This window comes from Atlanticothrix silvestris CENA357, assembly GCF_016056295.1.
Lineage (GTDB): Bacteria > Cyanobacteriota > Cyanobacteriia > Cyanobacteriales > Nostocaceae > Atlanticothrix > Atlanticothrix silvestris.
On record NZ_JAECZB010000005.1, the window covers coordinates 94,659 to 106,994 of the forward strand.

At 39.0% G+C, this 12,336-nt stretch carries 13 protein-coding genes and 1 pseudogene; 8 read left to right on the top strand and 6 right to left on the bottom strand.

Going from position 1 to position 12,336, the window contains the following annotated elements; translation table 11 throughout:
* Positions 1-6: 6 nt before the first annotated feature.
* Positions 7-423: a hypothetical protein gene (locus I8751_RS04270; RefSeq protein WP_214437915.1), complete on the bottom strand. Its 417-nt coding sequence runs from the start codon at positions 421-423 to the stop codon at positions 7-9.
* The gene (locus I8751_RS04275; RefSeq protein ID WP_214437917.1) at positions 420-1,262 is read right to left on the bottom strand and encodes an FAD-binding domain-containing protein; all 843 of its coding nucleotides are present in this window, start codon (positions 1,260-1,262) and stop codon (positions 420-422) included. Before I8751_RS04275 ends, I8751_RS04270 begins: the two co-directional genes overlap by 4 nt.
* Positions 1,263-1,364: 102 nt before the next feature.
* Between I8751_RS04275 and bcp the strand changes: the two genes are divergently transcribed.
* Positions 1,365-1,838: a thioredoxin-dependent thiol peroxidase gene (gene bcp / locus I8751_RS04280; protein WP_214437918.1), complete on the top strand. Its 474-nt coding sequence runs from the start codon at positions 1,365-1,367 to the stop codon at positions 1,836-1,838.
* Positions 1,839-1,921: 83 nt separating this feature from the next.
* Here the strand turns inward: bcp and I8751_RS04285 are convergent, their stop codons facing one another.
* On the bottom strand, positions 1,922-3,124 hold the full coding sequence (locus tag I8751_RS04285; RefSeq protein WP_214437919.1) for an MFS transporter: 1,203 nt from the start codon (positions 3,122-3,124) through the stop codon (positions 1,922-1,924).
* Positions 3,125-4,758: 1,634 nt separating this feature from the next.
* Between I8751_RS04285 and I8751_RS04290 the strand changes: the two genes are divergently transcribed.
* From I8751_RS04290 to I8751_RS04310, 5 genes and pseudogenes are all read left to right on the top strand, one after another.
* Positions 4,759-5,118, top strand: a complete 360-nt coding sequence (locus tag I8751_RS04290) for a Mo-dependent nitrogenase C-terminal domain-containing protein (RefSeq protein ID WP_214437920.1) — start codon at positions 4,759-4,761, stop codon at positions 5,116-5,118.
* A 70-nt stretch (positions 5,119-5,188) separates the two neighbouring features.
* Positions 5,189-5,412 (top strand): annotated as a pseudogene (locus tag I8751_RS04295) (cupin domain-containing protein).
* Positions 5,413-6,017: 605 nt separating this feature from the next.
* On the top strand, positions 6,018-6,764 hold the full coding sequence (locus I8751_RS04300) for a creatininase family protein (protein WP_214437921.1): 747 nt from the start codon (positions 6,018-6,020) through the stop codon (positions 6,762-6,764).
* 154 nt (positions 6,765-6,918) lie between these two features.
* A complete protein-coding gene (locus I8751_RS04305; protein WP_214437923.1) occupies positions 6,919-7,149 on the top strand; it encodes a DUF1016 N-terminal domain-containing protein in 231 nt (76 codons plus the stop codon).
* 135 nt (positions 7,150-7,284) lie between these two features.
* Complete coding sequence (locus tag I8751_RS04310) at positions 7,285-7,962, top strand: Uma2 family endonuclease (RefSeq protein ID WP_214437925.1); 678 nt, start codon at positions 7,285-7,287, stop codon at positions 7,960-7,962.
* A gap of 41 nt (positions 7,963-8,003) precedes the next feature.
* Here the strand turns inward: I8751_RS04310 and I8751_RS04315 are convergent, their stop codons facing one another.
* From I8751_RS04315 to I8751_RS04325, 3 genes are all read right to left on the bottom strand, one after another.
* Complete coding sequence (locus I8751_RS04315; protein WP_214437927.1) at positions 8,004-9,395, bottom strand: malic enzyme-like NAD(P)-binding protein; 1,392 nt, start codon at positions 9,393-9,395, stop codon at positions 8,004-8,006.
* A 260-nt stretch (positions 9,396-9,655) separates the two neighbouring features.
* Positions 9,656-9,880, bottom strand: coding sequence for a type II toxin-antitoxin system HicA family toxin (locus tag I8751_RS04320; RefSeq protein WP_214437929.1), 225 nt, complete (start codon positions 9,878-9,880; stop codon positions 9,656-9,658).
* Positions 9,877-10,092, bottom strand: coding sequence for a type II toxin-antitoxin system HicB family antitoxin (locus I8751_RS04325; protein WP_214437931.1), 216 nt, complete (start codon positions 10,090-10,092; stop codon positions 9,877-9,879). Before I8751_RS04325 ends, I8751_RS04320 begins: the two co-directional genes overlap by 4 nt.
* 157 nt (positions 10,093-10,249) lie before the next feature.
* On the opposite strand from I8751_RS04325, the gene I8751_RS04330 reads away from it, so the two are divergent.
* Both I8751_RS04330 and I8751_RS04335 read left to right on the top strand, forming a co-directional pair.
* A complete protein-coding gene (locus I8751_RS04330; protein WP_214437933.1) occupies positions 10,250-10,912 on the top strand; it encodes a hypothetical protein in 663 nt (220 codons plus the stop codon).
* A gap of 55 nt (positions 10,913-10,967) precedes the next feature.
* Positions 10,968-12,293 (top strand): four-carbon acid sugar kinase family protein, encoded by a 1,326-nt coding sequence (locus I8751_RS04335; RefSeq protein WP_214437936.1) that lies wholly within the window; start codon positions 10,968-10,970, stop codon positions 12,291-12,293.
* Positions 12,294-12,336 lie beyond the last annotated feature (43 nt).

Here is a 12,336-nt window from a genome sequence, read left to right on the forward strand (position 1 = left end):
AAATTCCTACTCAAAAACATATTTTTGCGCCACCTTCCAATAGCGTGAGAAACGTTTAAGATCAATATAGCCATCGTAATCAAAAAATAATTCCACATCTAATACTTCCACTTTTAAAGCAGCCTCAATGCCATTACAGATATCACTAAACCGGGGGCTGGGGCTATTTGCTGTCGCTATTAAATCGGCGTGATTTTCTTGGGCAAAAACTAAAAGTTCTTGTGCCACGTTGCCACGACGAATTATAACTGGTAACTCTAGTAAGCATTCATAGATAAACGTGATGCGTTTAAGGCTCAGTTGCCATTCCTCTATTAAAGCTTCATCCCACACCCAGATTGCTGGGGCATTGGGGTATTTTTGTAATGCAGGGTTGTAAGGACTAAGGCAGTCTCCGTGTACCCAAACTATTGGTTGACTCATCTTTTACCTTTTTTGCCGCGTTGCCAACTTTGGCTGTTGGCTTGTTTAGTAAACTCACCTTGGGGAAAAAGCCGATGCTCTAATTCTTCATAACTACCTTCAAAGTCACAATGACCATAAAGGGGGCATTTTTGGCAATAAACACTTTTGGTATAGCGTTCTAAGTTCTCGCGGTTAAAAAAATACGGTTTATGACTAAAGGTGCTGGCAATCCACTGCCATGACATATTATTACTGGCTGGATCGCCATCTAAAAGATGTTCCAAAAACCACTTGGCTCCTGTTTGCCAGCGAATACGTCGCCAATGGACAATATAAGCCGCTAGCCACATGCGGATATGATTATGCAAGTAACCCGTTGCGCGCAAGTCATGGCTGAAGTTGTCGATGCACACTCGCCCTGTAATGCCCTCTTTAATGTCTGTGGGTAAATCTAGTGTGTAATCTTTGGAGGTGTAGCCAGTTTTGTATTCTTCTTGATCTTGCCAGATACCCTTGCCTAGCTTGACATATAAGCGCTGCCAATAGTCACGCCAAGCCAATTCGTTAATTAATTTAGTGCCATCTTCAGGATTGTCTACATGTTCCAGCACGTAATCTCGAATTTCTCGCAAGTTCACAACACCATAACGAAGGTAAGGCGACAGTCTAGTGACCGCACCGGTTAAAAAATTGCGAGTTTTACCATATTCTGCTACATTCACTTTTTGCAGTGCTTGTTCAGCGGCTTTACGCCCACCGACAATTTCGCTGATGTGATCATCACGTTCTGCGACTGTGGGAAATTGTTCACGGAGATAATCTAGCAATTGCTCACGACTAGTAAATTCACGTAGCATTTTTTTTAAAGTGTAAATTTGTTACTAACAAAAACATGAGACAGTAGTAGTTAGATGCGATCGCCTAAGCATAAGTAAAATTTTAAATATCAAATTCTTATTATGAGTAATATTCCTCAAGCTGGACAACCAGCGCCTGATTTCTCTATTCCTGACCAAAATGGTAATTCAGTCACTCTCGGCGATTTCAGCAGTAAATGGGTCGTCCTATATTTTTACCCCAAAGACGACACCCCTGGCTGTACCACTGAAGCAAAAGATTTCACTGCATTGTATCAAGACTTCAACACTCTAGAGGCAATAATCCTAGGAGTGAGTCCAGATTCGGAGAAATCACATTGCAAATTTATTGACAAACATAACTTGTCAATCACCCTTTTGAGTGATCCAGAACATCATCTAATAGAAACTTATGGTGCTTGGCGCTTAAAGAAGTTTATGGGAAAAGAATATATGGGTGTAGTGCGCTCAACTTTTCTCATTTCACCTGAGAAAGTTATTGCTTATGCTTGGCCAAATGTAAAAACTAAAGGACATGCCCAACAAGTTTTAACTAAATTGCGAGAATTACAGTAGTTTTCATTGGTTTAGATCCCCTTCTTTGCGCCTATACTGTGGGTTCCGCTTTTGCGGTATGCGTGAGACAACAAAAGATATATTTAATTAACTTGAGCAACAGATATTTTCTTAGTCAGAAGAATACCCACAATAGCTATTACAAAAGTAAACTCAGCTAATAAAAATGCACCTATTGATGTTATTCCTACTTGTTTCATCAGTAGAGATACGATCGCAGTTCCTCCAGCAGTGCCACCAAAATATAATCCAGTCCCTAAGCCTGCCTGAATATAAGGAATTTTACTTAATACCAAAGAAATCATACTAATAAAAAGTAAGCTAAAACTAACACCAAAACCAAGTATTAATCCTATTGCTATAATGTTGTTTTCATTTAATATTGTTAACCCCATCAAACCTGTCATTGTTCCTAAGCCAATTAACATAGATTTATCAGCACCTAATTCTGCTGTCCATTCTCCCAAAGTAACTGAAGCGATCGCTGATACTAAAAGTATTTCGGAAACAATAAATTCTACTTGGAGTCCAGGTAGTTGAGTTTGCAATTCTTGAGGAAATACTGATAGTAATAAATTAACTTCAATTCCTGCGGCTAAACTAATCACGAAAATTAAAATTAACAGTAAGTTAGGGGCATCCGCAGATATATCTTGATTTAGAGTAGAGGGATCAAAAAAATGTCTAGGAGTAAATAAACGCAAAATGTATGCTCCCAAAACTAAAGCGATCGCTCCTAAAAGAAAAGTAATCGACGCACCCATACTGTAGAGTAAGGTATTTCCCATTGAGCCAATTGCTGCTACTAATCCAAATACAAACATCAGAATGGCATTAGCTTGAGGTAACTCAGTGATGGGTGCAAATTGTATTAAAAGTGCGATCGCCGGGCCACGAAAGCTGATCATTGCTATCACCCAAGCATTCATTAACACTGGTACTATCCAACGTGTGCCTACCGGAAAATTCTGTTTTGCTAACAGCGAAACAGTGACGAAAATTAAACCTGCCAACACTACCCCAACACTAATCATCGGCAAACGGCTACCTATACGCTGCTGGATGCGATCGGAAATTCCGCCAATCAAAGGTTCTATAAATGCTGCGAGTAAACCTTGTACTATTCCCAGCCAGCTTGCCAGTTCAACAAATTCGAGTTGTTGTAAAATTTTGGGCTGATAAAATCCATACACCATCCAACTGAAGATAATCGCTGCTAGTAAAGCGGCTAATCCCCAAACTTGTCGCCATAAAATTTCAGGGCGGGTATTGAAAGAGTTAACCATGATTCTGCCTTACTTTCCTTAATAGGTGATGCGATTGTATGACAAATTGTATTAGCAAAAGCGCATTAAAAACTGCATAATTTTGAACTTTAGACAAAAATACTTTGTACAAAGTAAAACTATATTGATAGCGTTAATGTCAGTAAGTACTAGTGAAAAACTATGAACACTGTTGTAAAATTTGTATTGTTACAAACTACAGTGAATATTTCCCTTAATTTAACAATTATGCATACTTTTTATACCAATGTAGCGTGGTAAACATAAGTTGTTTTTAACAAAAATAAAGACTATTACAGACTTAGCGTCCAAAATATCTGTATTTTAAAGTTTTTATCCCATTCGTAGAAAACTGACGCTACAGTTAAATTAATATTATGAGTTAGGTATTAACTTTACGATTTTGAATGGTTAAGTACATAAAATTTTCAAAAGAGGTATTTAGTATAATCAATGTCAAATTCTAATGTTAGTAAGCTTTTTGGCAGAATTGGTATAAATAACATAATTATTTCTTATTAGTAGTTTATAGATAGCAATTTGAGCTATTCCAGCCAGCAGCCCCACACCGTCCCGAAGTTATTTAGATATTGCTAGGTGTTACACTTGATACCCTTGGTCAGTAATTAACATTACAGCCTCAAAAAATTGAATATTTCAGTATACAAGCTGAAATATTATTTGGTAGCGATCGCCTGAATATACAGCGTTTTTCGGTTGAGTGTAGTACATCTATTAAGAAGAAAGGGGCTAGAGACTAGGGACTAGAGGCGAGAGTAATGTACCTCATCCAAATAAAATTTGCTGTAAATGCATGATTAGGAAAATTTTTCAACTCCTGCCAAGAGTATATTTGAGTTCTTTTCAAGAATTATCAAAAAAAACTACAACTTACATAATTTATATCCAATTAATTATCCACGTTAACAATTATTGTCCTAATTATTCCTTTTGCGACATTAAATCACTAATTTTATGAATTATCCTCTACTTTTAGTTTTAGTTTTTCTGAATATATTGTCAGATTTTTTTGTGTTTATCAGGTACATTTACTCCAGTTTAGGGTACAATAATCATTACTCAAATTCTGATGAGTTATAAACATAACCAAAGCATAAATAAGCCATAACTATATTAGTTTGTCCTTATCAAATATTTTTGTGTTGTTTATGCAGTAATATTACGGCTAGTTATGTAACATATATGATCTTCTAATCTATTGAAATAGATTTTCTTGATCTGGCTGATTTCATCGGAATGTAGCTGGTATAAGGATAAGCCTGTATTTTTGCGCCCAAATGTAAATTGAAGATACTGCTTATTTCTAATACCAAAAATTAGCCTGTGATATAGGGGATCGCTATTTTTCATATTAGTAATCAATAAGTTAAAGAAATACCACTTTTATAATTTCTTTGTTATTTTGTATTTAACGGGACAGTTATTCAGCATTTGCTAAGTTTAAATAACAATTAGTTCAACTATATTACGCGCAAATCTTATGCCAATTACTAACTTCGTGCTTGCCCTAATTCCGTTCATAGCAAGCATACAAATAATTGGGATAGATTGCATGGGAATCATTAGAATTCACAACAAGTAGTTTATTAACAAGGGAAACCTTGCTTACAACCATGCTCAAAACAAAACGTCAACATATTTTTATTCCTGCTTTTATTAAGCCATTAGGCGTAAAACATGAAGCAGGTAGCCAAAACCAATTTGCTCAGCCTCAATCTGATATATTGCAACCATTGCGTAATTGGCTAGACAAGCTAGAAGTGCAAAATCGTAAATTCGCTCACTTTATTGCTAAATTAATTCCTGCTCAATGTCCCTTTGAGCGCGATCTTATGTTGTTTGGTCGCAAAATAGCTCATATTCCACCAATGTGTAAGCTCAATCCATTTTATGAGCAGTTTGTAGGCTTGCGTTTTCGCGCGTTGTGTTATTTAGTAGATCAGTGTGGAGAAGATATCCAATCTTACTGCTGAACGTCAACCAAAAAAACACGGCATGGAAATTCAAATTTAGCATCAACCCAGTCAAGAACGTCTCAACCAGTTGGGTGTGTTCAAATGGGCAATTTGGCAAAAGGAAGTATCCAAATTTCCCTGGACTTATGATACTCAAGAAATTTGTTATTTTTTGGCAGGTGATGTAGTCGTTAGCCTAACGGTGGGCAACCAGTGCAAATGGGTAAAGGAGATTTAGTTACTTTTCCCGCTGGAATGTCCTGTATATGGGAAGTGAGAAGTGATGTAAAAAAGCATTACCGCTTCGATTAGTCAAGAATCAAGAGTTATTTCTCTCGCCTTTCGTCTCCAGAACGCAAGCATCTCAAAACTTAATTTACATCTCGATTGTAGGGGGGGTTCGCAACGAGTGTTATACACTAAAGTCGCAGTGTAGGTATATTGTTTATATGCGTATCTGTCAAAACTTGTTGCGACTCCATCCCCAAGACAATATTCATAGGAATAGACAGTCTCATTTCCTCCAAATTTGGCAGAAAGTTCTTGCCAAATAGGCGCTTGGTAGCCAAAAACATAGTTGTAGAATTTTTTGGACTCTGCTTGATCGTAGTTGTAACTTCTTGGATATTGGGCAAAATCTGCGTTGAAATTTAAGCTGATATCCTTCGTCTGATTGTTGACAAAGGTAATAGAGAAATTACTTTTAGGGAATTGCGGAAATAGCCGCCGGAAGCTTTTGGGAGCATAAGTATAAGTTAGGCGATCGCCATTGGTGCGTTTAGTAAGGTAAAGTCCTTACCTCCACTCACGAGCAAGGGAGTTCATAATCGTGTTAGTGGGTAGTTAGAAACAGCAGATGCTTTCTAGCAGACAAATGTTTTTACTCACTGCCATTATGATGAGGACGCTGATTAAAAATGTTACTACATTTGAGTACTTGGCAGGAAGTCGAAGCTTATCTAAAGCAGTCGCAGGGAATTATTCTCCCTATTGGTTCCACAGAACAACATGGGCCAACAGGCTTGATTGGCACTGATGCCATTTGTGCAGAAGCGATCGCATCTGGTGTAGGAGATGCAACTCAAGCGATCATTGGCCCTACAATCAATGTGGGCATGGCACTGCATCATACTGCCTTTCCTGGCTCAATCAGTCTGCGTCCCAGCACTTTAATTCTAGTAGTGCGAGATTATGTAACTTGTTTAGCCAAAGCTGGTTTTAGCAAGTTCTACTTTATTAACGGACACGGCGGTAATATCGCTACTCTCAAAGCAGCTTTTTCAGAAACTTACGCGCATTTAGAAGATTTGCAGATTCCCAATGCTCAACAGGTGCAATGCCAAGTGGCAAACTGGTTTATGTGCAGTTCTGTATATAAGCTAGCTAAAGAATTATATGGAGATCAAGAAGGTTCTCATGCAACGCCAAGCGAAGTAGCTGTTACCCAATACGTTTATCCAGAGGCGATTAAGCAAGCGCCCCTTTCACCAGAAGTTGCAAGCGGACATCGGATTTATAGCGCTGCTGACTTTCGCCAACATTATCCAGATGGACGTATGGGATCAAATCCGGCTTTAGCAACGCCTGAACATGGTAAGCAGTTTTATGAGTTAGCAGTAAAAGAACTCAGCAATGGCTATTTAGAGTTTTTGAACGCAGAATAATTCTTGTACATACAGAGACGCAGTTTTCTCGCGTCTCTATACAAAATTGTTTAAGAAAAAGCTGAGTACTTTGTAAAAAGCTGTATATCATAACTTCATTAAACAAAATGGGAAAACTTAGTGAAGAAAATAAGACAGAATAATAAAGAATGTCTTGCAACTACCTTGGTCACATTATGTTCGCCTTCTTTCAGTTAAGAATTTAAAAGCTATAAAATTTTATGAAACTGAAGCTGTTGCCCACTATGCATTAGACAACTTACCCAATATTCTAGCCGCAGAATATCAACTCAAATTACCTGACGAACAAAAGCTTGCAGTAAAGATAGAAGAAGCCAGAAAATCAATAGAAGAAGAAATGTTACCTTCCCAAGAAGGCAATTAATTTTTTGAGATGTATTTGCTCTAAGAGAATAAAGCTTGTAATTATATAAATATGGGCAAGTATTTTAGTAAATAAACTGATTATAAAACTCTAACACCAAAAGACTTTCAAGCCTACCTGCTCCCTGCTACATATATGGTTATCCAAAGCGAAGAATTAGTTAAATTACCACCTTTAGAAAATGGCGATCGCTTAACCCGTGATGAATTCGAGCGACGTTATCATGCTATGTCTAATATCAAAAAAGCTGAATTGATTGAGGGAAAAGTTTACATGCCATCACCAGTGCGTGCAGCCAATCATGGTAGACCCCACGCTCAAATTATTACTTGGTTGGGTGTCTATTGTGTAGCAACACCTGGTACCGATTTAATCGATAATGGCACTACTCGCATAGATTTGGATAATGAGCCACAGCCAGATGCCCTAATACGCATCGATAATGCAGGTCAATCTTACATTAGTGATGATGATTATGTAGAAGGGGCACCAGAATTGATTGTGGAAATTGCGGCTAGCAGTGCTTCATACGATTTGTATGAAAAGCTAAATGTCTATCGCCGTAATGGAGTACAAGAGTATATTGTCTGGCAGACTTACGACAAAAAGCTTAATTGGTTTTATTTAAGGGGACAAGAATATATCACTCTAGAACCAGATGCCGATGGTGTGATCAAAAGTGAAGTTTTTCCCGGTTTATGGTTAGTAGTAAGTGCCTTAATAGAAGGTAACTTAGTAAAAGTTCTGGCTGTATTACAGGAAGGATTAAACACACAAGAACATACTAATTTTATTCATCAATTATCCCTGTGAAGATAATTGAGACGGGCAAGATTGCCCATCCCATAACTTAATTAACTCCGAGCAATACCTTCGTGACGCGCTGCTTGTTGGACAGCCGCAGCAACAGCGGTGACGACACGCTCATCAAAGACCGAAGGTATGATGTGTTCTCGATTTAAATCTGAAGGTTTCACTAAAGATGCGATCGCATTTGCAGCTTCTAAATACATGGTGGTGGTAATTGTTTGCGCCCGACAATCTAAAGCACCACGGAATACCCCAGGAAAAGCGAGGACGTTATTAATTTGATTTGGGTAATCACTGCGACCAGTGGCGATGACAGCAACATTTTTACTGATTAATTCTGGCTGAATTTCAGGAATCGGATTAGCCATAGCAAAAACAATTGGATCTTTGGCCATTGATTGCACCATTTCTGGTGTCAAGACTCCTGGTGCGCTCACACCGATAAAGACATCTGCTCCTTGCATTGCTCCTCCCAGAGTACCTTGAGCTTTCACGGCAAATTCTTGCTTCTCTTCTGTGAGGTCGGTGCGACTTGTAGAGATAATGCCTTTTGAGTCACACATCCAAATTTTTTCTGCTCCCGCTTTGCGAAGTAACCGAGCGATCGCCACTCCAGCAGCTCCAGCACCGTTAATCACGATGCGTATTTCTGCCATTGACTTATGTACCAGTTTCAAGGCGTTAAACAAGGCTGCTAAAGTCACGATGGCTGTACCGTGTTGGTCATCATGAAAAACAGGGATATCTAATTCTTGGCGCAATCTTTGTTCAATCTCAAAGCAGCGAGGTGCAGCAATATCTTCTAGGTTCACACCCCCAAATACTGGCGCGAGATTCTTCACTGTCCGCACAATCTCATCTGTATCTTGGGTAGCAAGACAGATGGGAAAAGCATCAAGCCCGGCAAATTCTTTAAACAGCATTGCTTTACCTTCCATCACAGGTAGAGCAGCAGCTGGGCCAAGATTACCCAATCCTAAGACAGCACTGCCGTCAGTAACAATGGCAACGGTGTTTTGTTTGATGGTTAAGTTGTAAACTTCCTCTGGATCTTGAGCGATCGCAGTACAAATCCGACCAACTCCTGGGGTGTACGCCATTGCTAGATCGGAAACACTTTTGAGGGGGATTCTACTCGCAATGCTAATTTTGCCACCACGATGCAAATTAAAGGTGCGATCGTAGACACTCAGCAGCTTAATGTCTGGCAATGCTTTCACTGCTTGCACAATGGTTTCAGCGTGTTCAGTGCTAGCAGCATCAACCGTCAGATCGCGGATGGATTCTTTACGGGTTTGTTCAATTAAATCAATTTGACCAAGATTACCACCAGTGGCAGCGATCGCCTGGGTCACTGATGCCAACATCCCCACACGGTTAGGAATCTGCAAGCGCAACGTCAAACTAAAACTAGAATTAGGAGTTAGATCTGCCATGTTGATTTAGGATTTTAAGTTTTAGATTTTATATTGAATTGATTGGTAAAAATCTAGACAAAGACTTAAATCTGGGTATTTGCAGACATTAGAAACAAATATTAATGTAAACTCACACAAAGATTATAGCGGTGAATCGCCTCCGCCAAACTTTAGGGTAATGCCCACCCTATTTTGCTGGAGTTTAAATGTAGCGATCGCGCCTACTTATTTAGCACAATTATCTGTGCATAATATCTAACTCTAAAAGGCATCAATACTTACAATAATTGCCTAAATTCTTCACGAGTTATTTGGCAATCGCGTAGTATTTGGGCTAATAAACCACGACCAATTGTTTCACCTGAATGTACAGGAACTACTGTCCTACGTCCATCGCTATGTATCATAATATGATGACTGCCGCGTACCCTAGCAACTTCAAAACCGATTTTGTTAAGGGCTGTAATCACTTCGCGTCCTGTAACACTAGGGAATTGACTCATATCTCAACTGCGACTCGTTGAATACCAACAAAGTCTAGTGAATCCTGCTGTTCTTCCTCAAATTCTAAACAAAGTTCAATCGCTTCTCTAATGCGTTCCATCAAATCATCTAAAGTTTTGGCTTGGGTATGGCATCCAGGAAGATTTGGGACGGAAGCAACAAAGTAGCCATCTGCATCTCGTTCGATAATTACATTAAATTCTCGCTTCATGATGAGCTTTCCTGAACTTTTACTTATATTCTCTCATTATTGAAAGAGCGATCGCTCCTGCTCACAGAATCCAGAGTCATTGTGATTTTCACATCAAAGGCGATCAAAGACGATTAAAATAAATACGCAACTCGCGCTTCCATAGGAGTATCCAGCAGTGCAGCCGGATTTAATAGGTTTGGAAATTAGCAAGGGGGAATTAAGACGTTTGACTGGGTTTGATCCAGATGACGTTTTTCGGCCTTCTATTATGGGAAACCGCGAGAAGCGATTAGGGTTTTTGATTAATGAAATGTTGGTGGCTTTAGCGCTAACTCCCATTATTGTTGGCTTCATTTACGCCTTTATGATTCTGCCGATCATTGGCTCTTCAATTAAACTCGGAATAATTTTATTAATTTTAGCCCCTATCGCTGTGGTAATTGGGCGATCGCTATGGCGGCGTTTCACTTGTCCTAAAGCATTAACAATACTTTTAGATGAAGTCGATAAATATCATGATGTTGTCCAAGCGATAGATATTAATGACCAATTAGCCACCTCTGGCCACTCTCAAAGCAGCATAAGCGATCGCGAGCAAGTTATTGCTGCCTTACAACTTATTAGAGAAGATTTAGTCCTAGCTTTGAAAAGTGAACGAATTTTGCGAGATAATAAAAAGCTAATTGCTAATAACCAAGAGTTATTCGTCAATAATTTAGCCAATTTACAAACTTTACAAGTTAGTAATCAGGCCAGCGAATATGCTCAACTTCTCAATCAATCGCTGCAAATTGCCCTTGATGTGCAAGCAGAAATCAGAAAATTGCAGAAAGACTAAATTGAAAATACTTCAAATCAAATTTTCTTTGAAAACAGTCGCCCCGTTACTTTAAATGAGTAAAAAACCAAAAATAATTGTCCTGGATGATGACCCTACAGGTTCTCAAACAGTCCACAGCTGCTTACTGCTCATGCACTGGGATGTAGACACTTTACGCACTGGGTTACGGGATGACTCACCGATTTTCTTTGTGCTGACTAATACTAGAGCCATGCCTCCAGATTCCGCAGCTTCTGTAACTAAAGAAGTTTGTCAGAACCTTAAATTGGCATTAGCTGCTGAAGAAATCAGCGATTTTCTCATTGTCAGTCGTTCTGATTCTACTTTACGGGGGCATTATCCCATTGAAACCGATGCGATCGCTCAAGAACTAGGCTCATTTGACGCTCATTTTCTCGTGCCAGCATTTTTTGAGGGTGGACGCATTACCCGTGACAGCGTACATTATTTGATCATTAATAATGTACCTACTCCAGTTCATGAAACTGAGTTTGCCCAAGATTCAGTCTTCGGCTACCATCACAGCTATTTACCCAAGTATGTAGAAGAAAAAACTCAAGGGCAAATTAAAGCTGAATCGGTCGAAAGATTTTTACTTGCTGATATTCGTTCTGGTAGTCTAGAACGTTTACTGCAACTGACTAATAATCAATGCGCTGTTGTAGATGGTGAAACTCAAGCGGATCTAAATTCTTTTGCAGTAGACGTGCTAGCAGCAGCGAGTCAAGGGAAACGCTTTTTGTTTCGCAGTGCTGCGAGTATCTTAACGGCATTGGCAAATTTACCTCCCCAACCAATTGCCGCAGAAGATATGGCAACTTATGTGCGACAAGGTAAACCCGGTGCAGTGATTGTTGGCTCTCATGTGAAAAAGACAACTCAACAGTTAGAGGCGCTGTTACAAGCAGAAGGAATTGTAGGAATTGAAGTTAATGTGGCTGAATTACTTGATGAGACAAATCAATCTGCAACGCTACTAAGCGATATATTAGAAAGTACCAAGGCAATACACAACGCTGGCAAAACACCAGTGATTTATACCAGTCGTCAGGAACTGACTTTTAAGGACATCAAGACCAGATTGGATTTTGGGGTTAAGGTTTCAAGTTTATTAATGGATATTGTGCAAGGTTTACCATCTGATATTGGATTTCTTATCAGTAAAGGTGGTATTACTTCCAACGATGTTTTAAGTACTGGTCTTTCCCTAACATCAGCTCGGCTACTTGGCCAAATTTTACCTGGTTGTTCAATGGTAATTACCAACTCAGACCACCCCCAATTTCCCAAGTTGCCAGTAGTGCTATTTCCTGGTAATGTTGGCGATGCTGATGCCTTAGGGACAGTTTACAAAAGATTAACTAAATATACTAAGTGAGGTTGTTGTTTAATGATGCAACTAATCTAATATTAATAATTAC